Origin of the sequence: Paenibacillus woosongensis (assembly GCF_030122845.1) — a bacterium.
Classification (GTDB): domain Bacteria; phylum Bacillota; class Bacilli; order Paenibacillales; family Paenibacillaceae; genus Fontibacillus; species Fontibacillus woosongensis_A.
The window spans coordinates 3,527,500-3,548,810 of the sequence record NZ_CP126084.1 but is presented as its reverse complement, the minus strand read 5'-3'; the positions used below and the strand labels follow the sequence as shown (position 1 = coordinate 3,548,810).

The window sequence follows — 21,311 nt, the reverse complement described above, 5'->3', positions numbered from 1 at the left end:
ATACGTCCGTGCGACCAGCGAACTCGTCTTCGAGGAAGCAGGGTGCTTCTTTTTTTTGCTAATTTTAGGTATGATGAGAGTACATATATATTTTGTAGGAGGCTTGGAAATGGAAAACTGTTTGTTTTGCAAAATCGCAAATGGATCAATTCCTTCAAACAAAGTGTACGAAGACGATACTTTTCTCGTATTCCATGATATTCAGCCGGCCGCTCCGACGCATGTTCTAATTATTCCAAAGAAGCACATTGCGACGATGAACGACGTGGGGCCTGAAGACTATGCCATGATCGGGGAACTCCACCGGGTAGCCCAGGAAGCCGCAAAGAAGCTTGGCGTTGCCGAGACAGGGTATCGTCTGATTAACAACTGCGGCCCGGACAGTGGACAGGCCGTCTACCACATTCACTATCATTTGATAGGCGGAGCAAAGCTAGGCGCACTGGTGCAAAGTTCCGATTCCCACGCCATTTAAAAATTAAATGGTGAAAATGAAAGATAAAAACTAGGTGTTTGGTTGACACCCGATTTATTTTTCCCCTATAATGAAGAATGATGAACCGTGTTATGCTCTTGGACGGTCTGGTCGGAGGGAGGGAAAACTGGTGTCTGAAACTAAAGTTCGCAAAAACGAGACAATTGATGCTGCACTTCGTCGCTTTAAGCGTTCCATCGCAAAAGATGGCGTATTGGCTGAGGTGAAGAAACGCAAGCATTATGAAAAGCCAAGCGTAAAGCGCAAGAAAAAGTCCGAGGCTGCTCGTAAGAGAAAGTTTTAGGAGGAATTAGCTACCATGAATCTTAGCGAGCGATTGAACGAAGATATGAAGCAAGCGATGAAGAGTCAAGACAAGTTCAAACTCTCCACCATTCGAATGGTTCGTGCTACGATCAAGAATCTTGAAATAGATCTGAAAAGACCTTTGAACGATAATGAAGTGCTTGATATCCTAAGTCGTGAAATCAAACAGCGCAAAGATGCCCTCCAAGAATTTGAAAAAGCAGGTCGCGATGATCTTGCTGCAAATGTCAAAGCTGAAGCTGAGATTATTGCCGTATACCTTCCTGAACAGCTTACAGAAGAAGAAATTAAAGTCATTGTACAGCAGACCATCCAGGAAACCGGTGCTTCTTCGAAGGCGGATATCGGGAAAGTCATGAGCGCTCTAATGCCCAAGGTCAAAGGCCGGGCGGACGGGAAGCTCGTGAATCAAGCGGTTCAACAGCTTTTGCAATAACATACGCAAATGAACACCTTCTACGAATGTAGAAGGTGTTTTTTGTGTGGCGGAGGGGGTTGGGCATTAAATCAAGGGCATTATATTTTAGAGGCTAAAAATAGAGGCCTAGAGGCGAATGATGCAATTGTCATGTTTGGTTAGGACCTGTCACGATCCGGTTTCTTGGAGGAAGCGGTCATTAATGTTTATTTTTTTACGTTGTTTCTGGAGGATGCCAAGCTCATTGCACAAACGATAGGACTTGCTTTTCCCTAAGATGAGGTTATGGTTTCTCCAAAGTTCACTGGGGCAAGTAACTTGTATCCAAGCTCAAGCAACCATCCATTAATCACTTAAAACTAAATGTATTTTATACAACTAGTTAAGCTCTTTTATCAAAAAAACTATACGCTAAATGCAAAACATGCAGTTAGTTTGCTTGAATAGAGCGAATTCGCCGAAATAGCTTGAAACTAAATGTAGGTTTTGCAGTTAGTTCCCTCTAACACGGCCAAAACCGATGAACTAACTGCATGAAATACATCTAGTAGTCTTATCAGTTACCTGATCCTTGCCATCTAGGACAGTCATAAATCCGTAGTTTAATTTATTGGAGAGAAAGACTCCAGTTCAATTAAGGGACCGTGAGGAAAGTGCAGGATTTTCTGGCATTCGGGCCTTCGCCAACCATATCGCTCACATCACGCACATCACGCACATCACGCACATCACGCACATCACGCACATCACCTTACAATTCTTTTTCGCACCGTTCCACTCTAAGAGAGCAGTAATTTGCTGCATAATAGCGGTGGGATGGGTCTGTAGCTCGACGGGTCGACCACAAATTACACTTCACGCATCATCCCACACATCCCACACACCTCGCTGTACTCACACCTGACGGCCGCATCCACAATCCGATTAATTCACCTTGGAAAAAATATCAAGATTCGCTCCAATCTCCCCTTGCCCTCCTTTTTGCCCTGGGTCTCATAAATTCTGCTTCTGGCGCATATTTTGTAGGGTAGAGGAAGGAGGGTTGCCTCATAATGAGCCAGCTATCACGGAAAATCCGCAAATGGGCGGTCGAAGCGCTCGACTTGCCGGGGGATCTCGTATTCGATTTACCGAGGCTCACCATGATCGGCAACAAGCAGCTGCTGGTGGAGAATCACAAAGGGGTGGTTCATTTCTCGCCAGAGGAGCTTCATCTCGAATTGAAGCAAGGGGTGCTGAGGGTCGAGGGAGCGGAGCTTGTGATCAAGGCAATCATGCCTGAGGAAGTTATTATTGAGGGCCGGATTTCCGGCATTAAATATCATGGAGTGGAGGAGTGAATCGCGTGAAATCATCTGTCTTATCCCGGTTGCGCGGCAGTGTGAGGATCGTTGTGCGCGGCGGGAATCTCGAGAGGCTCATTAATGAATTGGCCAAGGAAGGCATAGAGATATGGGATGTGCGCTCCTTACCAGAGCGGAGGATGGAGATGAATGTTCAGCTAAGTGATTATTTCTCCCTCCGTCCGCTGCTGAAGCGGACAGGCTGCAGGATGTCCGTAAAGCGGCGCAGCGGCGTGCCCTTTCTGCTCGCCAGGCTGTGGCGCCGCAAAATTTTCGTTGCGGGGTTTGCCCTGTTCATCGCGATTATATTTACCCTCTCGTCACTTGTGTGGGATATTGAAGTGCAGGGCAATGAGAACATATCAACCGAAGACGTGCTGCGTGCTGCACGCGAAGAAGGGATCTATCCTTTTCAATGGATATTGCGCCTGCAAAAACAGGACAAGTTATCCGCAGAGCTTACCCGGAAATTGGCCGGATCTTCCTGGGTAGGCGTATCCCGCAGCGGGACGCGCATCACAATCCAGGTCGTCGAAGCTACGCGCCCCAAGGAACAGGAGCTTCGAAGCCCCAGCCATCTCGTCAGCAGCTCCGATGCCGTGATCACGCAGATTTATTCTGAACGGGGACAACCCCAGGTGAAGAAGCATGACCGGGTCAGAAAAGGACAGGTGCTAATTGCCGGCATACAGGGGAATGAATTTGTCGTAGCCAAGGGAGAGATCAAGGGGATCGTCTGGCATGAATATAACATCGAGGTCCCGCTAGTGCGAAAGCAGAATGTCTATACGGGGGAAAAAAAGGAGCGAGGCTATCTGTTCTTCGGCAAGACCGCTGTCCAGATCACCGGATACGGCAGGCCGGGCTTTGCCGAGTTCCAAACCTTGAGCGAGCTTGATCCGCTGACCTGGAGAAGCTGGAAGCTGCCGGTCGGCTGGATGAGCGAGAAGCTGCTGGAGACGACGGAAATCCAATTGAAGCTTTCGGCGGAGCAAGCGAAACAAGACGGAATCGACAGAGCTTTACGCGACATTTATGCGAAACAGGGCGTCGAATCGAAAATTGTCAGTCAAAAAATTTTGCATGAGAAGACAGACAATGGTAAAGTTTATATGAAAGTGCTTTTTGAAGTAGAGCAGAATATAGCGGAAGATCTTCCGATAGTATACGATCAAGGAGAATGAGTCTATTTGTCAGAACAAATTTCGCATACCAAAATTACATTACAAAGTGCCTCTGAGGGATTGTCGCTATTCGGTCCGCAGGATTCGTTCCTGAAGCTTGTCGAGAGCAGTCTGAATGCAGGGATCGTTTTGCGGGAATCAGAAATATCGATTCGTGGCGAAGCCCGTCAGGTGGAAATTGCCCAGCAGTTGTTCGAGGTTTTGCTGGAGCTGATCCGCAACGGATATATTTTGACAGAGCGTGATGTGCTTTATGCCATCGATTTGGCAAAGGATCTTCGGGCCGATCAATTGCTTGATCTGTATAAGGGGGAAATAGCTCTAACCTACCGAGGCAAGCCGATTCGGGTCAAAACGATCGGACAGAAGCATTACGTAACGACGATCAAGAAGCGCGACATCGTGTTTGGGGTCGGTCCAGCAGGTACAGGCAAAACCTATCTGGCCGTCGTCCTCGCGATAACTGCGCTTAAGGAGGGCACGGTGAAACGGATCATCCTTACCCGGCCTGCTGTAGAAGCCGGAGAGAACCTTGGTTTCCTGCCGGGCGATTTGCAGGAGAAGGTAGATCCTTATTTACGTCCTCTGTACGATGCATTATACGATGTGATGGGACCGGAGCAGACGGCCAAAGCCTTGGAGCGCGGCCTCATCGAAATTGCGCCGCTTGCATATATGCGCGGCCGGACGCTTGACGATTCCTTCATTATTTTGGACGAAGCTCAGAATACGACGCCAGAGCAGATGAAGATGTTCCTGACACGCCTCGGCTTCGGCTCGAAGATGGTGATTACGGGCGACGTGACGCAAATCGATTTGCCGAAAGGCAAAAAGTCCGGATTGATCGAAGCAAAGAATATTCTTCAGGAAATTGAAGAAATCGGGTTCGTCTATTTTGCGGAATCCGATGTTGTGCGCCACTCGCTTGTACAGAAAATTATCGTTGCTTATGACCGTGCCGCTGAAAATCAGGGTTAATTTGCTTAAATACAAGGTTGCCGGGCTCTAAATTTTTCAGGAGGGCTGCACTATGACCTCAAACGAAATGCAAAAAGGTAAAACGCTGCAATCCCGAACAGCCGGATGGAAACATAGCGTATCTGTACGCTATGTTCTGTTTGCGCTGCTTATTATTATGTTCTATGCCAGTCTTGCACCCAAGCTGCTGCCGGAAACCTATGATATTGCCGTCGGGCTGCCGAGCGACAAGGAAATTCTGGCTCCGATGGATATTCCAGATACCAAAGCGACACTGAAGGCGCAGGAGGAAGCCGCTGAAAAAGTAGGGCAAGTCTATACGATTCTTCCACTGCGCAATGAGGTGCTCGTCGGGCAGATGCTGGATCGGATTTTCCGTCTTAATCAGGATGACCAGGTGTCGACCGAGGACAAGATCAAAATTTACCGCGAGGAACTGCCGCAAAGAGCGCAGGATCATATTCAGAATTTTATCCGGAACAACCGAAATTCGCCGAACTATTCGGAGAAGCTGTTCGAGGAAGTAAACGAACGGATCAGCGAGCAGGCTTATCATATATCTGAGGAGACGTTCATCAAAATTCCAAGGCTGACTCCGGAGGATATTAATGAAATGAAGCCTGTGGCCGCCGACATCGTCGCCCGGTTGACTACGGACCAAATCGTGGACGCCCAGACGGCGCGCGCCAAGGTGGCGGAGCAGGTGAGTACGAGCTCATTAAGCAAGCGCGTATCGCGGGAGGTCGTTCAGGAGCTGGCCCGTCTGGCAATTACGGCCAATAAGTTCTACGACGAGGAAGCGACCAAAGCGGCGAAGGTCGAAGCGCGGGAGAAGACGCCAACCGTGTTCATCAAGCAGGGGGATGTATTGGTGCAGAAAGGGGAGAAAATCACCCCGGAAATGTACTCCTTGCTGGAAAAGAACGGACTGCTCAAGGATGAGGTGAATTACTGGCCGCAATTTGGCCTGATGATTCTGTCTTCGTTATTGGCACTGGGCCTGATTATGTATATCCGCCAGTCGGAAGGCGTGAGCCGCTTCAAGTATAATAACGCCCAGTTCGTAATGCTGCTTCTGATTATTCTAATAACGATCTTGTCGATGCATGTGGTCAACATCGTACAAAATGAACAGCGGCCTTATATCGGCTATATTGCGCCAGTCGCGGTAGGGGCCATGCTGATTACGCTGTTGCTTGACATGTCTTTGGCATATATATGTTCTATATTGTTCAGTATATTGGCCAGCGTTATTCTTAACGTGCACAAAGGGCAGATTTTTGATTTTCAGTTCGGATTTTTCGCTGTCGTCATTTCTTTTGCAGCTATTTTTGCTATTCACCGGGCCAGCCAGCGCTCGACCCTGCTGAAGGCGGGGATCATGATTACGCTGTTTGGCTCCCTGGCGGTATTTACGCTGATTTTGGTCAACAACAACGGCTGGACGGAATCCAGCACGCTGTATGCGATCGGTTTTGCCGTGGCGGGCGGATTGTTGACGACGATCCTCGTAATCGGCCTTATGCCGTTCTTCGAGGTCACTTTCGGCATCCTGTCGGCGCTGAAGCTCGTCGAGCTGTCCAATCCGAATCATCCGCTGCTGCGCAAGCTGCTGACGGAGACGCCGGGCACATACCATCATAGCGTGATGGTCGGCAATTTGTCGGAGGCGGCTGCAGAAGCGATCGGGGCCAACGGACTGTTGTGCCGAGTTGGATCTTATTACCACGATATCGGCAAGACCAAGCGTCCGAGCTATTTTATAGAGAACCAGAACAATATGGAGAATCCGCATGATTTTATCGATCCTAAGCTGAGCAAGTCGATTATTATTGCCCATGCTCGCGACGGGGTTGAGATGCAGAAGGATTACAAGCTGCCGAAGCCGATTCGGGATATTGCAGAGCAGCATCACGGGACGACCTTTCTGCATTATTTCTATCATAAGGCGCTTAGATTGGCTGAAGAGCAGGGCGTAGAGCCTGACTTTACGGAAGAAGATTTCCGCTATCCGGGGCCGAAAGCCCAATCGAAGGAAGCGGCGATCGTCGGTATCGCTGATAGCGTGGAGGCGGCGGTGCGGTCTTTGCGCAAGCCTACCGTGGAGCAGGTGGAGACCATGATCGAGAAGATTATTAAGAGCCGTCTCGACGATCATCAATTCAATGAGTGCGACCTGACGATGCGAGAGCTGGATGTCATTGCACAGACATTGAAAGAAACCGTGATGGGCATTTTCCACTCGCGGATCGAATATCCGGAAGAAATCAAGAAAGCGAACTAATGAAGCAAAGACGGGGGGCAAGTAAGCCATGGCATTACAGCTCGAATACAGTAATGAGCAAGAAATCATCGAAATTGGGGAAGATTTAATAGAGCTATTGCATACACTGCTGCAAAAAGCCGGAGAGGCCGAAGGCGTAACTGACGGCGAGGTTGCCCTGACGTTCGTAACCGACGAAGAAATTCATGCGCTCAATCGCGAGTATCGCGGAATCGACCGGCCGACGGACGTACTCTCTTTTGCCATGAACGAATCCGTGGAAGAGGAGCAGGAGATCGTCTATGAGCTTGAAGAAGGCGAAGAGCTGGAAGGCTTTGGCGACATGCTCGGGGATATTATTATTTCCGTGGAGACGGCAAAGGCCCAGAGCGAAGAGTACGGCCATTCCCTCAATCGGGAAATCGGATTTTTGTTCGTACATGGATTTCTTCACCTGCTTGGCTATGATCATCAGGATGAGGTGAGCGAGGCGGAGATGATGGGCAAGCAGGAAGCCGTCCTGGCCCAGGTGGGGCTAACCCGTTAATGAAGCCTGCATCCAAATGGAGCGATACATTCCGCTATGCGGCGGAAGGAATCGTAACGGCGCTGAAATCTGAGCGGAACATGAAAATACATTTGCTGGCCGCGGTCGCTGTTCTGCTGGCCGCAGCGTATTTTCGCCTTCCGGGACGTGACGTCGCCCTGCTTCTGATCGTCATTGGCCTCGTCATCGCGGCAGAGCTGGTGAATACGGCGCTGGAGGCCGTCGTGGATCTTGTTTCGCCCGACTGGCATCCGCTTGCGAAGACGGCAAAAGATACGGCGGCAGGTGCCGTGCTTGTTGCGGCAATTATTGCGGTATGCGTAGGCTGTTTGTTGTTTTATGAGCCGGTGATGGCTTGTTTTCAACAGTAACTATTCCACAGCACAGGGAATGAGCAAGGCTTACCACTAGATTGCCTGAGGAGATGACGACAATGGATAACACGAGTTTGCTATTAGAAGCGATTAAAGCGCGGGCTGCTGCCTATACGCCGTATTCCGGCTTTGCCGTCGGCGCCGCCCTGCTGGATGCGAACGGGCATGTCCACTATGGATGCAACATCGAGAACGCGGCATACGGGCCAACGAACTGCGCCGAGCGAACCGCGCTGTTCCGCGCCATAGCCGACGGCCATGCTCCAGGCAGCTTCCGGGCGCTGGCCGTCATCGGCGAGACAGATGACCCCATCGCGCCGTGCGGCGTATGCCGCCAGGTCATACTGGAGCTGTGCAGCCCGGATATGCCGGTGATTCTCGGCAACATGAAAGGCGATGTCAGAGAGACGACCGTGGCGGAGCTGCTGCCATATGCCTTTGGTCCTGCAGATTTGCAGAAATCTTAGCATCGTTACGGAAGACAGAAAGGACTAGACGAAATGGCAAAAACAACATTCAAATCCGGATTTGTGGCGATCGTCGGCAGGCCGAATGTCGGCAAGTCGACGCTGATGAACCACATCATCGGGCAAAAAATCGCAATTATGTCCGATAAACCGCAAACGACGCGGAACAAAATCCATGGTGTATATACGACGGAAGACATGCAGATTGTCTTTCTGGATACCCCGGGCATCCATAAACGCCAATCCAAGCTTGGGGATTTCATGAACACGACTGCCTTGAATACGTTAGGGGAAGTAGAAGCCGTGTTGTTCCTCGTTGACGCCTCGGAAGGATTGGGCGGAGGCGACCGGTTCATTATCGAACGATTAAAAGATGTAAACACTCCCGTAATCCTGGTCATGAACAAGATCGACCGGATCGAACCGGAGCAGCTGCTGCCGCTGATCGAGCAATACCGGGAGCTATATGACTTTGCGGTGATCGTGCCGATCTCCGCCATGCTTGGCAACAACGTCACTACGCTGCTGGAGCAAATCGGCAAGTATTTGCCGGAGGGGCCCCAATATTATCCCGAGGATCAAATTACGGACCATCCGGAGCAGTTTGTCTGCGCCGAATTGATCCGCGAGAAGATCCTGCATTTAACCCGTGAGGAAGTGCCGCACTCTATTGCCGTGACGATTGAGGATATGCGCGTTGAGGACAATGGGGTCGTCTATATTTCCGCTGTCATTTTCGTCGAGCGCGATTCCCAGAAAGGGATTATTATTGGCAAGCAAGGAGCGCTGCTTAAGGAAGTCGGAAAACTGGCCAGACAGGATATCCAGAACCTGCTCGGCTCGAAGATCTTTCTTGAGTTATGGGTCAAAGTCAAAAAAGACTGGCGCAACCAGGAGCGGATTTTGAAGGATCTCGGTTTTCACCGGGACGCTTAACGAATGGCAGTAATTTCATCACATACTCTAAGCTAGCTGGGCCATCCTATTCTTCATTGACGCAGCTTCATTTCCGAAGAAAGGGTGAATACGATTGCGAGATTTTTCGTGGAAGTATTTTGCGATGACTGGAGATGTCGATGCTTACATGCTGTACAAGGAAGCTTGCAGCAATTGTGAAGAGGAGGCCGCAGCTGCGGCAGAGCTGGAAGCTGTGGAGCAGGATGCAGACGCCGCTCCGCTGTAACATCACGCTTGGGGGAGAGACATGCTATACAGGGTGGAAGGTATCGTCATCCGCAGCATGGATTATGGCGAGGGGAACAAAATCATTACGCTGTGCACGGCAACGCATGGCAAGATCGGGGTGCTCGCCCGCGGGGCTAAGAAGGTCAAGAGTCGACATGCTGCTCTGACCCAGCCGTTTACTTATGGTGAATATACGTTCTACAGGCAGAAGGAAGGCCTTGGAACGCTGAATCAAGGTGAGATTATCGAATCTCACTTTTCTTTACGTGAAGATCTGTATTTGGCGGCTTATGCATCTTATGCCTGCGAGCTTCTGGACCGGACGCTGCAGGACGAAGAAGTCGGCAGCTTCTGGTTCAATCAGCTCAAGGCGTGCTTGGACGGATTGTCGGCAGGCAAGGACCCGGAGATCGTTCTTCGTTTATTTGAGATGAAAATATTACAGGCGGCCGGATACGGGCCCGTTTTTGCAGCGTGCCTGTCCTGCGGCCGGCAGGATGATTCGTATTTCATCAGTCCGCGTCTCGGCGGAAGACTGTGCCGAAGCTGCAGGCATCATGATCCGGCGGCCATGACGGTTGCTCCCGGCACATTCAAGCTGCTGTCGCTATTTGCGCGAATGGACCTTCGCCGGCTAGGCAATGTCGAGGTGAAGGACGCGACGAAGGCGGAGCTGAAAAAGCTGATGCGCGCGTTCGTCGATATGCAGCTGGGATTGCAGCTTAAATCCAGAAACTTCCTTGATCAATTGGACAAATATGAAATTTGACTTTATGTTCATTATTCATGTATTATAGAAAAGATTTCTCTTCATAGAGACCCGTGCGTTGAATGGGAAAAGTAATGCGTTCTCAAACCGGAATAGCGAGTCGGGGATAGTGGAAGCCCGAGCCGGAGAAACTCATGAAAATGGCGGCCCTGGAGCACGGAAACGATCGTGAAAAGCGGATTTTGCATCAGCGGCATTTGGGATCTGCGCTGCTGTGATGCAAATCAAGTAGGGTGGAACCGCGGGAACTAACAGCTCTCGTCCCTACGTCTGAACAGCAGGCGTAGGTGACGGGGGCTTTTTGCACGTCATTGCACCGCCGGCTGGACACGAACAAGTGTAAAGGAGTTGTGGTCATGAATTTTCAGCAAATGATTCTAACGCTGCAGCAGTTCTGGGCGGAGCAGAATTGCATCGTCGTGCAGCCTTACGATGTAGAGAAGGGGGCCGGCACGCTCAACCCGATGACATTCCTGCGTTCGATCGGGCCGGAGCCGTGGAATGTCGCATATGTGGAGCCATCCCGCAGACCGGCGGATGGACGCTATGGGGAGAATCCGAACCGTCTGTACCAGCATCATCAGTTTCAGGTCATCATGAAGCCTTCCCCTGACAACATTCAAGAGATTTATCTGGAGAGCTTGAAGCGGCTTGGCATTAACCCGCTTGAGCATGACATCCGTTTTGTTGAGGATAACTGGGAGCATCCGGGGCTTGGCGCTTGGGGACTCGGCTGGGAGGTATGGCTTGACGGAATGGAGATTACGCAGTTTACGTATTTCCAGCAGGTCGGCGGCATCGAGACGAACCCGGTCGCCGTTGAAATCACGTACGGTATGGAGCGGCTTGCTTCTTACATCCAAGAGAAGGAGAACGTGTTCGATCTGGAATGGGTTGCCGGTACGACTTACGGCGATGTATTCCATCAGCCGGAGTTCGAGCACTCCAAATACACGTTCGAGACCTCGGACGTGAAAATGCTGTTTACTTTATTTAATATGTACGAGCAGGAAGCTTCGAAAGCGATGGAGCAGCATCTGGTATTTCCGGCTTATGATTACGTCTTGAAATGCTCGCATACGTTCAACCTGCTTGACGCACGGGGCGCGATCAGCGTGACCGAGCGCACCGGATACATTACGCGGGTGCGGAATTTGGCCCGCCAGGTGGCAGCGACGTATTTGGAGGAGCGGGAGAAGCTTGGATTCCCGATGCTGAAGAAAGGGGGCGAAATCCATGCCTAAAGATTTGCTATTTGAAATCGGGCTTGAGGAAATGCCGGCTCGCTTTATTCGCGGTGCTATGGATCAGTTGAAAGACCGGACGGTGAAATGGCTCGACGAGCAGCTGATCCGGCATGGAGAAGTTGCTGTTTACGCCACGCCACGCCGTCTTGCCGTACTCGTCAAAGAGGTGGCGGACAAGCAGGAGGACGTTCACGAAGAGGTGAAAGGCCCTTCGCGCAAAATCGCCCTGGACGAGAACGGGCAATGGAGCAAGGCTGCGCTTGGTTTTGCCCGCAGCCAAGGCGCTGATCCGGAGCAATTCACTTTTAAAGAACTTGGGGGGACGGAATACGTCTATATTAGCAAAAGCCGTACCGGCGTAGAGACATCTACGATTGTGGCCGGAGGCCTGCTCGATATCCTCCATGCGATGAATTTTCCGAAGAATATGCGCTGGGGCAATTATGATTTTAAATTCGTGCGGCCGATCCGCTGGATTGTAGCCCTGCTCGGCAGCGAGATTATCGATATTGAAATTACCGGCGTGAAGTCCGGAAATGTGACGCGCGGACATCGTTTTCTGGGCGGCGAGATCGTAATCGGTCAGCCGGCGGATTATGTGGAGGCTCTTCGCGGCGGGCACGTCATCGCCAATGTGAAAGAGCGGCAGGAGATGATTGTGCAGCAAATTAACGGCTTGGCCGAGGAGAAGGGCTGGCATATTTCCGTGAAGGAAGACCTTCTGGAAGAGGTGCTGTTCCTGGTAGAAACGCCAACAGTGTTGTACGGCACTTTCGAGGAATCCTTCCTGCGCATCCCGCAGGAGGTGTTGATCACTTCGATGCGTGAACACCAGCGTTATTTCCCAGTACTTAACGATAAGGGAGAGCTGCTCCCTTACTTTGTAACGGTGCGCAACGGCAATGCCGAGCATTTGGAGCTCATTGCCAAAGGGAATGAGAAGGTGCTGCGCGCCCGGTTGTCGGATGCCAAGTTCTTCTATGAAGAAGATCAGAAGCTGGCGATTAAGGATGCCTTGTCCAAGCTGGAGAGCATCGTCTTCCATGAAGAGCTGGGAACGGTCGGCGACAAGGTGCGCCGGATCCGGCGGAATGCGGAGAAACTGGCTGCCGTGCTTAATGCGGATGCCGGGACGACCGAAGCGGTTAACCGGACCGCGGAAATTTGTAAATTCGATCTCGTTACCCAAATGGTTTATGAGTTCCCAGAGCTTCAGGGCGTAATGGGCGAAGATTATGCGCGCAAAGCGGGAGAACCCGAGGGTGTAGCCAAAGCGATCTTCCAGCATTACCAGCCGAGATTTGCCGGGGATGCGGTTCCGGCGTCCGAGGTAGGTTCGATTGTGAGCATTGCCGACAAAATCGATACGATCGCAGGCTGCTTCTCCATCGGCATCGTTCCAACGGGATCACAGGATCCGTATGGCCTTCGCCGCCAGGCCGCCGGTATCGTGCAGATCATCCTGGAGCACAAGCTCTTGCTTGCTCTCCCGGTGCTGTTCGATATCGCACTTGAGACGCATGAGCATTTCCATGAGCTGAAACGGACGAAGGACGAGATTCTGAAGGATCTTACCGATTTCTTCGGACTGCGCATTAAGAAAACTCTATCCGATCATGTGCGTTATGATGTTGTAGATGCCGTCATTTCCGCAGGCTACGATGATGTCGTTTCCGTCGTGTCCAGAGGCGAGACGCTGATGGCTGCGGTGAGCGGACAGGATGATTTCAAGACGACGGTCGAGTCGTTCGGAAGAGTCAGCAATCTGGCAGCAAAGGCTTCGGCGTTGAAAGTCCGCTCGGATCTGTTGAACGAGCCGGCGGAATCCGAGCTTTATGAAGCTTGGAAATCGGTCACTGCGGCATACCGCGAAGCATTGGAGCAGCGGGATGCAAAGAAAGCGCTGGAACTGATTTCCGGCCTGAAGGGAAGCATCACCTTATTCTTCGATAACGTTATGGTTATGGCCGAAGATGAGACGGTGCGCGCGAATCGTCTGGCCCTGCTTAAAGCGATCGACGAGGATTTGAGCATGTTTGCTGATTTCAGCAAGCTGGTTTGGGCATAATAGCATTAATAAGGTTTTGAAGGACGGGAGTCTGATGAATACACGGATCGTCGTTGACGGAGACTCCTGTCCCGTCAAGGCTGAAATCGCTGCTACAGCTGCAAAGTTCGGAGTTGGCGTATTGATGGTATCCTCCTATGACCATGTGATCAAGCAGGTCTCGGGGGTTACCATTGTTCAGGTTGACCGCAGCCAGCAAAGCGCGGATTTGTACATTGCCAACCATATTGCCAAGGAAGATATCGTCATTACGCAGGATTATGGACTTGCTGCTTTGGCTTTAGCCAAATCGTGCCGGATCTTGTCGCCTAGAGGGGAGGAGTATCACCCCGGCAATATAGATTATTTGCTGGAACGTCGTCACCATCATGCCAAAGCACGGCGCGGCGGACGGTATTTCAAAGGGCCAAAGCCTTTTACGGACGATGACCGCAAGAAGTTTATTGACGCGTTGTCAAAAGTTTTGCGAGATATGCAGGAGAATGTACAATTTTAGCGAATTACTATTTACGTGTTATATAGAGATGAAGGTGGTTTGGATGAGTACCGGACGAGGAATTCCGGAGGAGATCATCGAGGCGGTCTTGCAGCAGCATGATATCGTCGATACGGTAGGCAAGCACGTTCATCTAACTAGACAGGGCAAATATATGAAAGGTCTTTGCCCTTTTCATTCGGAGAAGACGCCGTCATTTACGGTGACGCCCGAACGGCAAATGTTCCACTGCTATGGCTGCGGCAAAGGCGGAAATGCCATCAGATTTAGGATGGAAATCGAAGGATTATCCTTCCCCGAAGCTGTCAAAGTCATGGCGGAAGAGGCCCATATCCCCTTTCAGGACAGTGCCTTCCGGGCAGGGAGCGCCCCTGTAAGCCGGGAGATGGAACAATTACTGCAGGCCTACGAATGGTCTTCCAAGCTGTATCATTTTCTACTGAACAATACAGAGCATGGCAAACCGGCCATGGACTATTTGAAGTCAAGGGGGTTTAGCGATAAGGCCATCGACACATTCCAAATCGGTTATGCCCCGGCACGCTGGGATACGCTTGTCCAGTTCCTGGAGAAGCGCTCGTTTGATCTCAGTGCCATGGAGAAAGGCGGTTTATTATCGTCCAAGCAAGACGGATCAGGATTTGTTGACCGCTTTCGCGACCGGATCATCTTTCCCTTGCATAACCGGAGCGGCAAAGTGATCGCTTTTGCGGGCCGGATACTTGGGGAAGGCCAGCCCAAATATTTAAATTCTCCGGAGAGCAGGTTATTTACCAAGAGCCGAACGCTCTATAATCTTCATCAGGCCAAAACGGAAATCCGCAAATCGCGTCAGATCGTATTATTCGAAGGATACGGCGACGTCATTAGCGCATGGGAGGCCGGGGTCCATAATGGTGTTGCTACGATGGGGACCGCGCTTACCGAAAGCCACGCCAGCATCATGAGAACACTCGCGGACGAAATCATCGTCTGCTATGACGGCGACAATGCCGGACAAGCCGCAGCCTTGAAGAGTATCCCGATACTGGAGGCCGCAGGCTTCCAAATTAAAATTTCACTGCTCAGTGAAGGACTTGACCCTGATGAGTTCATTCGTAAATACGGGGCCGAGAGGTTCAGATTGCAAGTCTTGGATGGCGCTGTTTCAGCGGTTAAATTTAAGCTTATATATCTGAAAAAAAACCATATACTGCTAGAAGAAGATGGAAAGGTCGCATACATCAAAGATGCTCTGGAAGTCATCGCGCCTCTGCCGTCGCCGACAGAGCGGGAGATTTATTTGAAGGAATTGTCTGCCGAACTGCAGGTTTCATTTGATAGCTTGAAACAGGAATGCAATCAATTCCGTCAAGACATGCAAAAAAGGTCATCCCATGGGGATAATAACGCCAAAAGGTGGAATAATGTTAGGCATAAAAAAGGCAAGGCATCCATGCCGACTTTACTGCCTGCTTATCATGTCGCGGAACGGAGATTGTTATCCTTCATGCTTCAGGATGAGGAAGTCGCCCGCTATGTTGGCGATCGTCTTGGAGATAGTTTTAACATCAATGATCATGCGGCGATTGCTGCTTATCTATACGCCTATTACGCAGGGGGGAAAGCGCCGGATGTCAGCCGTTTCATTTCATCTTTGCAGGATGAACGGCTGGAGCAGGCCGTCACATCCATCGCGATGATGGATACTCCGGAGGAATGGACGACTCAGGAGCTGGACGACTGTATCCGGGAAATTAAGCGTGTTCCGCTGCAGGCCCAAATTCAGCGTAAGAAGGAAGAAATGGTTTCGGCGGAGCGTGCCGGGGATTTTCTGCGAGCGGCACAAATTGCAAGTGAGATTATAGCCCTAGAGAGACAATAGCTGGATGAATTTTCGCGGATGTTTCTAGGGAGGAGGGAGTCAAGTATGGCGAATGATCAGCATACGGAATCTGAGACAGAACTGACATTGGACCAGGTCAAAGATCAGCTGGTGGAACTAGGCAAGAAAAGATCTTCGTTAACATATAAAGAAATTATGGAGAAGCTTTCGCCTTTCGATCAGGATCCTGAGCAAATGGACGAGTTTTTTGAGCATTTAGGGGATTTGGGAATAGATGTTGTAAATGACGGCGATGATGAGCTCGGCCATCGCGGCGATGATGAAGGTCGCAGCGACGGCGACGAATTCAGCTTTGATGATGATTTGACATTGCCTCCCGGCATCAAAATCAACGACCCGGTACGCATGTATTTAAAGGAAATCGGCAGAGTGCCTCTGCTCTCAGCCGATGACGAAATCGAGCTGGCCAAACGCATTGAGAACGGCGACGAGGAAGCGAAGCGCCGTCTAGCTGAAGCTAACCTCAGACTCGTGGTCAGCATTGCGAAACGTTATGTAGGCCGCGGCATGCTCTTTCTGGATTTGATTCAAGAAGGAAACATGGGTTTGATTAAAGCGGTGGAGAAGTTCGACTTCAAGAAGGGCTTTAAATTCAGTACCTATGCGACATGGTGGATTCGCCAGGCCATCACGCGGGCCATCGCCGACCAAGCCCGTACGATCCGCATTCCGGTGCATATGGTCGAGACGATCAATAAGCTAATCCGCGTTTCTCGTCAATTGCTGCAGGAGCTGGGGCGCGAACCGACGCCGGAAGAAATTGCAGCGGAGATGGAGCTTAGCGTTGAAAAAGTTCGTGAGATCATGAAAATAGCACAAGAACCCGTATCGCTGGAAACGCCGATCGGCGAAGAAGATGATTCGCATCTGGGAGACTTCATTGAGGATCAGGAGGCGTTGGCTCCTGCGGATGCCGCGGCTTATGAGCTGCTGAAGGAGCAGTTGGAGGATGTGCTGGATACGTTGACCGAGCGGGAAGAGAACGTCCTGCGCCTGCGCTTCGGCCTGGATGATGGCCGGACGAGAACGCTGGAGGAAGTCGGCAAAGTATTTGGCGTGACACGGGAAAGAATTCGTCAAATCGAAGCGAAAGCATTGCGCAAACTTCGCCATCCTAGCCGCAGTAAACGGTTGAAGGATTTCTTGGAATAGGTCGTGCAACCCTGACCCTTCTGCAGCAGCAGAAAGGTCTTTTTTTTCAGGAAAGCGGCATATGGTTTACATTAGTTTTACTTTTTTCCTATTTTTTCTTGCTGATTTTATTTTAGCTTTTTTCCTGGCCCAATGCAAATGAAAATGGTGCGGATATTTGTTGGATGGAGGGAGTAATTACTCGGATGAAATTATCATCAAGGTTACAGCATATCGCGGACAGATTGCCTCCGGGCTGCCGTTTTGCAGATATTGGCTCCGATCATGCGCTGCTGCCCGTATGGGCAGTAAAGCACGGTGCAGCGGTATCTGCCGTTGCCGGAGAGGTCAATGACGGGCCGCTGGAGGCTGCGAGAAGACAGGTAGCGGAAGCGGGACTAAGTCAATCGGTATCCGTCCGCAAGGGAGACGGTTTGGAGGTGATTGCTCCCGGCGAAGTGGACGCGATTACGATTGCGGGTATGGGAGGCGCCTTAATCAGCTCCATATTAGAGGCGGGAGTAGATAAGCTTGCAGGAGTTAAGCGGCTCATTTTACAGCCTAATGTTGGGGAGGATTTCGTCAGGCGCTGGCTGCTGGAGCATGATTGGTATGTTACTGATGAGGCGATCGTGGCGGAGGACGGGAAGATCTACGAGATCATTACGGCGGATGCCGTCCCGGGTGCAGCCGGACTGAATGAGGAGCTGTACAAGGAAAAGCTGCTGCAGCAAGGGCAGGGTGATGCCAATAGCGGCGCAGCGTTAACGAAGGAATTGTTGTTAATGATGGGACCGAGATTATCTGCGCAGGCAGGAGAGGTGTTCTTCGATAAATGGAATGCCGAAATCTCCAAACTGGAGAAAATCCAGCGTTCTGTCGCGGGTTCCCAGCTTCCGTCCTCCCAGAAGAAGGAGCAGGAGTTAAGTATATTAATCAAACAGCTTAAGGAGGTGCTGGCATGCTTGCCAAAGGTCAAACCGTAATCCAGTATATGGAGCAGCTGGCTCCGAAGCATGTCGCTGAGGAGGACGATAAAATCGGCCTGCAGCTTGGGACGCTGCAGAAGGAAATCCGCAGTGTGCTCATCGCTTTGGATGTAAACGAGGAAGTGGTCGATGAGGCGATTACGCTTGGCGCGGATTTAATCATCGCGCATCATGCGATTATTTACAGGCCGCTAGCAGGTCTGCAGACCGATACGCCGATGGGGAAGGTCTACGAGAAGCTGATCAAGAATGACATCGCCGTCTATATTAGCCATACAAACCTGGATGTGACAGAAGGCGGAATGAATGATTGGATGGCAGAGGCGCTGGGCATTGAAGACACGGCTCCGCTGAAAGATATTCATACGGACAAGCTCTATAAGCTGGTCGTCTTCGTTCCGAAGGATCACCATCAGAAGGTCCTGGATGCGATTCTGAACGCCGGTGCGGGCTGGATCGGCAACTACAGCCACTGCAGCTTCAATATCGAAGGATACGGCACGTTTCTGCCTAGGGAGGGAACCGAACCATACCTGGGAGAGCAGGGCAAGCTGGAGCGGGCGGAGGAAGTCCGCATCGAGACGATTATCACTGACAGCGTAAGGAATAAGGTTATTCAGGCCATGCTCAAAAATCATCCTTATGAAGAAGTGGCCTATGATCTTTATCCAATGGACTTGAAAGGACGGAGCCTTGGATTAGGGAGAGTCGGCCGGGTTGCCGAGCCTGTTACGCTGGAGGCGTTTGTCGAGCGGGTTAAAGAGAAGCTGGATGTTCCGGCCGTACGGGTCGTAGGGGATTTGAACCGGCAGATCAAGAAGGCGGCTGTCGTGGGCGGCTCGGGAGGGCGCTACTGGAGGCATGCCCAGTTCCGGGGTGCGGATGTGCTTGTTACCGGCGATATCGACTATCATACCGCCCAGGACGCGCTCATGGCGGGTATTACCTTGATCGATCCAGGGCACAACGCCGAGAAAATCATGAAAGCAAAAGTGGCGGCCTGGCTTGCCGATAAGTTTGCCGAGCACAAGTATGAGACAAAGGTTCATGCTTCGGCCATCGACACGGAGCCGTTTACATTCCGCTGATGTCAAAATGCTGGCATTGGCAGAAAACGTCAGCATTGGCGCTGATTTATACTTGTGATTACAGGGCAATCCCTGTATACTATTTAATGTTGCCTTCGAAAGTTTGACAGACAATCGCCGGCGGCTATTAGCCGCGGGAGGAAAGTCCGGGCTCCAAAGGGCAGGGTGCTGGATAATGTCCAGTCGGCGCGAGCCGAAGGATAGTGCCACAGAAACGGACCGCCGATGGCCGCCGCAAGGCGTGCACAGGCAAGGATGGAACCGAGGTGTAAGAGACCCCGAGGAACGCTGGTGACTTCGTTCCTGGTAAACCCCACCTGGAGCAAGACCTAATGAGACGCAGCTTGCGCCTGCGGGCACAGGCAGCTTTCGCCCGAAGCGCGTCTAGGTTGGTCGCTGGAGCCGTGCAGTAATGTACGGCCTAGATAGATGATTGTCACTTACTAGCGGGAGGGTAGTTCCCGATTACCGCGAACGGTACAGAACCCGGCTTATGGCAAACTTTCATCACTGCAACAAGTTTTTATGAACGGTCCTAGTGCTGTTCCAATTTTAAATTGAAGTAGATCGCTGGGCCTGTACCTTGGAGCTGTGGCCCTTAATGTGGTCGGTGAATAAAAAAACACTATGCTGTTAGAAGATGACTCCTAAACTTATTAGGAGTCATCTTCTTTAATGTCCATGATGCGTTGTCGTTGTAACTTACTCTCAGGGTTACAGTTCACCTTGAGGGGTCGCGAACTTTTTTGGGGAAAATTACCGTAACATGGTTGTAAGCCCTTTCAATTCTGACTAGAAATGGAATCTTGAACAGTGAAAAAACCGACCATCCTCACAAAAGATATTAATGATCCAATAATTAAATCCTTTTTTCGAGAATAGCTATTAATTTCGGAATGGAGTCTAATTCCATATTTTTTATTTCGTCGAGATGAAAAAGCAGCCGTTTTTTTAATGATATGTCTTTGCTCAGATGATATTTGATGTAAGTGTTTCTTAAAATAAGAGCTTTTTCATCTATTTTTGCAAAAGCCAGTATAAGCTCGTCTGAGTGTTCGATATAGGAATGCTCGGTTAAATATTGTATAAGCAGTGATAAACAGCGTTTGTGCTCCATCAAAACTTGATACGGCAGAACAGTATGGTATACTTTGGTATTGTTTTCCCCGAGAAGTTCTATATATCTGGAAAAATCACTATATATACCCATCCCAAATAATGCATGATCTCGCGGTTTTGGAAAAACAGAAAACCTCTCGTATGTATTGCGGGCATGCAAATAATCACTAAGCAAGTTATAAGCTAACCGGATATTAAATTGGTACTTTACGTCCTTCTCTCGTTCTATAACGAGAATTTTAGCTCTGTTGTTTGGTTCCCCAACAAAACCTTGCATAGCAGCATCGGTAAAGTTTGAAATCGGCAATGAAAGCAATTCATAATGACCTCTCAAGGAGTAGTCCATATAATAGATGAGTCCCTCTTCCAAATGATATCCTGTAACTAATATTTGGCTGCGCTTATGGTGTTTTAAGTAATATGTAGAGTTGGGTATATAATAAGAGTTGCAGTTTATGTAAACGAACTGATCATTATTAATACAATTTATAATAAATTGGCCTAGGTCTGTCAGAGAAGACACCAGCTTAGTTTCTATTTCTTGAATATATAAGAATGGATTATTGCAATGCCGAGCCAGTAAATTATGGCCAGTGTAAAAGCTTAGCCAATGTACGTCCTCTTCTATTGGTTTCTCCGTTTGTAATTGAAGAAAATGATTAATGACCCAGCCTAAAGCTTCTTTATCCTTCTCCATAATTGCTAGAAAATGCGAGTATCTTTTATAAACTGCGACAGTAGGTCTTTCGACATCAAGCACTTTCCTCACTTTGATATGACCTCCTTCTGAATTATTGCATTGTATTATAAGTCAGAAGAATTATCTTCGTCAATAAAAAACGGGTTTTAATCAAGAAAATTACAAATTATATTATTGTTTACAAGTGCTATAAAAGATGAATTCCTTATCTCTGCGTGATAGATGAAATCAAATGTGAATGTATTTACAGAGAAATGC

The 21,311-nt window shown here is 50.0% G+C and carries 21 protein-coding genes and 1 other RNA gene; 21 read left to right on the top strand and 1 reads right to left on the bottom strand.

What is annotated here, in order from left to right:
* Positions 1-109: 109 nt before the first annotated feature.
* The 21 genes from QNH46_RS16425 to rnpB all read left to right on the top strand — a co-directional run bounded on the left by QNH46_RS16425 (position 110) and on the right by rnpB (position 19,743).
* Positions 110-475 carry a histidine triad nucleotide-binding protein gene (locus tag QNH46_RS16425; protein ID WP_155610441.1) on the top strand — a complete coding sequence of 122 codons (366 nt, stop codon included), beginning with the start codon at positions 110-112 and terminating at the stop codon, positions 473-475.
* 130 nt (positions 476-605) lie between these two features.
* Entirely contained in the window at positions 606-779 is a 174-nt protein-coding gene (gene rpsU / locus QNH46_RS16420) for a 30S ribosomal protein S21 (RefSeq protein ID WP_005547957.1), read from the top strand.
* A gap of 15 nt (positions 780-794) precedes the next feature.
* Entirely contained in the window at positions 795-1,238 is a 444-nt protein-coding gene (locus QNH46_RS16415; protein ID WP_055107420.1) for a GatB/YqeY domain-containing protein, read from the top strand.
* 1,034 nt (positions 1,239-2,272) lie between these two features.
* Positions 2,273-2,560 (top strand): sporulation protein YqfC, encoded by a 288-nt coding sequence (gene yqfC, locus QNH46_RS16410; RefSeq protein WP_155610439.1) that lies wholly within the window; start codon positions 2,273-2,275, stop codon positions 2,558-2,560.
* 5 nt (positions 2,561-2,565) lie between these two features.
* Entirely contained in the window at positions 2,566-3,747 is a 1,182-nt protein-coding gene (yqfD, locus tag QNH46_RS16405) for a sporulation protein YqfD (RefSeq protein ID WP_283925217.1), read from the top strand.
* A 6-nt stretch (positions 3,748-3,753) separates the two neighbouring features.
* Entirely contained in the window at positions 3,754-4,725 is a 972-nt protein-coding gene (locus QNH46_RS16400; RefSeq protein ID WP_283925216.1) for a PhoH family protein, read from the top strand.
* Between the two features lie 52 nt (positions 4,726-4,777).
* Positions 4,778-7,009, top strand: coding sequence for an HD family phosphohydrolase (locus QNH46_RS16395; RefSeq protein WP_283925215.1), 2,232 nt, complete (start codon positions 4,778-4,780; stop codon positions 7,007-7,009).
* Positions 7,010-7,037: 28 nt separating this feature from the next.
* The gene (gene ybeY, locus QNH46_RS16390; RefSeq protein ID WP_283925214.1) at positions 7,038-7,535 is read left to right on the top strand and encodes an rRNA maturation RNase YbeY; all 498 of its coding nucleotides are present in this window, start codon (positions 7,038-7,040) and stop codon (positions 7,533-7,535) included.
* Positions 7,535-7,906, top strand: a complete 372-nt coding sequence (locus QNH46_RS16385) for a diacylglycerol kinase family protein (protein ID WP_283925213.1) — start codon at positions 7,535-7,537, stop codon at positions 7,904-7,906. The genes ybeY and QNH46_RS16385 overlap by 1 nt, the downstream gene beginning before the upstream one ends.
* A gap of 62 nt (positions 7,907-7,968) precedes the next feature.
* Positions 7,969-8,376 carry a cytidine deaminase gene (locus QNH46_RS16380; RefSeq protein ID WP_283925212.1) on the top strand — a complete coding sequence of 136 codons (408 nt, stop codon included), beginning with the start codon at positions 7,969-7,971 and terminating at the stop codon, positions 8,374-8,376.
* Between the two features lie 33 nt (positions 8,377-8,409).
* The gene (gene era / locus QNH46_RS16375; RefSeq protein ID WP_283925211.1) at positions 8,410-9,312 is read left to right on the top strand and encodes a GTPase Era; all 903 of its coding nucleotides are present in this window, start codon (positions 8,410-8,412) and stop codon (positions 9,310-9,312) included.
* A gap of 94 nt (positions 9,313-9,406) precedes the next feature.
* The gene (locus QNH46_RS16370) at positions 9,407-9,559 is read left to right on the top strand and encodes a YqzL family protein (RefSeq protein ID WP_155610432.1); all 153 of its coding nucleotides are present in this window, start codon (positions 9,407-9,409) and stop codon (positions 9,557-9,559) included.
* 21 nt (positions 9,560-9,580) lie between these two features.
* Entirely contained in the window at positions 9,581-10,330 is a 750-nt protein-coding gene (gene recO / locus QNH46_RS16365; RefSeq protein WP_283925210.1) for a DNA repair protein RecO, read from the top strand.
* Positions 10,331-10,686: 356 nt separating this feature from the next.
* Positions 10,687-11,574 carry a glycine--tRNA ligase subunit alpha gene (gene glyQ, locus QNH46_RS16360; protein ID WP_283925209.1) on the top strand — a complete coding sequence of 296 codons (888 nt, stop codon included), beginning with the start codon at positions 10,687-10,689 and terminating at the stop codon, positions 11,572-11,574.
* On the top strand, positions 11,567-13,645 hold the full coding sequence (glyS, locus tag QNH46_RS16355) for a glycine--tRNA ligase subunit beta (protein WP_283925208.1): 2,079 nt from the start codon (positions 11,567-11,569) through the stop codon (positions 13,643-13,645). Before glyQ ends, glyS begins: the two co-directional genes overlap by 8 nt.
* 34 nt (positions 13,646-13,679) lie before the next feature.
* Positions 13,680-14,141, top strand: coding sequence for a YaiI/YqxD family protein (locus QNH46_RS16350; RefSeq protein ID WP_283925207.1), 462 nt, complete (start codon positions 13,680-13,682; stop codon positions 14,139-14,141).
* Positions 14,142-14,184: 43 nt separating this feature from the next.
* A complete protein-coding gene (gene dnaG, locus QNH46_RS16345; RefSeq protein ID WP_283925206.1) occupies positions 14,185-16,005 on the top strand; it encodes a DNA primase in 1,821 nt (606 codons plus the stop codon).
* A 45-nt stretch (positions 16,006-16,050) separates the two neighbouring features.
* Positions 16,051-17,178: an RNA polymerase sigma factor RpoD gene (gene rpoD, locus QNH46_RS16340; protein ID WP_283925205.1), complete on the top strand. Its 1,128-nt coding sequence runs from the start codon at positions 16,051-16,053 to the stop codon at positions 17,176-17,178.
* 185 nt (positions 17,179-17,363) lie between these two features.
* Positions 17,364-18,143 (top strand): tRNA (adenine(22)-N(1))-methyltransferase, encoded by a 780-nt coding sequence (locus tag QNH46_RS16335; RefSeq protein ID WP_283925204.1) that lies wholly within the window; start codon positions 17,364-17,366, stop codon positions 18,141-18,143.
* Complete coding sequence (locus QNH46_RS16330) at positions 18,119-19,234, top strand: Nif3-like dinuclear metal center hexameric protein (protein WP_283925203.1); 1,116 nt, start codon at positions 18,119-18,121, stop codon at positions 19,232-19,234. Before QNH46_RS16335 ends, QNH46_RS16330 begins: the two co-directional genes overlap by 25 nt.
* Positions 19,235-19,332: 98 nt before the next feature.
* Positions 19,333-19,743: RNase P RNA component class A (rnpB, locus tag QNH46_RS16325), an RNA gene on the top strand.
* A 350-nt stretch (positions 19,744-20,093) separates the two neighbouring features.
* Here the strand turns inward: rnpB and QNH46_RS16320 are convergent.
* Entirely contained in the window at positions 20,094-21,122 is a 1,029-nt protein-coding gene (locus QNH46_RS16320) for a hypothetical protein (RefSeq protein ID WP_283925202.1), read from the bottom strand.
* Between the last annotated feature and the right edge of the window lie 189 nt (positions 21,123-21,311).

Bases quoted from the DNA above. Each gene is read 5' to 3' on its own strand.
- QNH46_RS16425 (WP_155610441.1), top strand. From the start codon at position 110: ATGGAAAACTGTTTGTTTTGCAAAATCGCAAATGGATCAATTCCTTCA.
- QNH46_RS16415 (WP_055107420.1), top strand. From the start codon at position 795: ATGAATCTTAGCGAGCGATTGAACGAAGATATGAAGCAAGCGATGAAG.
- yqfC (WP_155610439.1), top strand. From the start codon at position 2,273: ATGAGCCAGCTATCACGGAAAATCCGCAAATGGGCGGTCGAAGCGCTC.
- QNH46_RS16395 (WP_283925215.1), top strand. From the start codon at position 4,778: ATGACCTCAAACGAAATGCAAAAAGGTAAAACGCTGCAATCCCGAACA.
- ybeY (WP_283925214.1), top strand. From the start codon at position 7,038: ATGGCATTACAGCTCGAATACAGTAATGAGCAAGAAATCATCGAAATT.
- QNH46_RS16385 (WP_283925213.1), top strand. From the start codon at position 7,535: ATGAAGCCTGCATCCAAATGGAGCGATACATTCCGCTATGCGGCGGAA.
- QNH46_RS16380 (WP_283925212.1), top strand. From the start codon at position 7,969: ATGGATAACACGAGTTTGCTATTAGAAGCGATTAAAGCGCGGGCTGCT.
- era (WP_283925211.1), top strand. From the start codon at position 8,410: ATGGCAAAAACAACATTCAAATCCGGATTTGTGGCGATCGTCGGCAGG.
- recO (WP_283925210.1), top strand. From the start codon at position 9,581: ATGCTATACAGGGTGGAAGGTATCGTCATCCGCAGCATGGATTATGGC.
- glyQ (WP_283925209.1), top strand. From the start codon at position 10,687: ATGAATTTTCAGCAAATGATTCTAACGCTGCAGCAGTTCTGGGCGGAG.
- glyS (WP_283925208.1), top strand. From the start codon at position 11,567: ATGCCTAAAGATTTGCTATTTGAAATCGGGCTTGAGGAAATGCCGGCT.
- QNH46_RS16350 (WP_283925207.1), top strand. From the start codon at position 13,680: ATGAATACACGGATCGTCGTTGACGGAGACTCCTGTCCCGTCAAGGCT.
- dnaG (WP_283925206.1), top strand. From the start codon at position 14,185: ATGAGTACCGGACGAGGAATTCCGGAGGAGATCATCGAGGCGGTCTTG.
- rpoD (WP_283925205.1), top strand. From the start codon at position 16,051: ATGGCGAATGATCAGCATACGGAATCTGAGACAGAACTGACATTGGAC.
- QNH46_RS16335 (WP_283925204.1), top strand. From the start codon at position 17,364: ATGAAATTATCATCAAGGTTACAGCATATCGCGGACAGATTGCCTCCG.
- QNH46_RS16330 (WP_283925203.1), top strand. From the start codon at position 18,119: ATGCTTGCCAAAGGTCAAACCGTAATCCAGTATATGGAGCAGCTGGCT.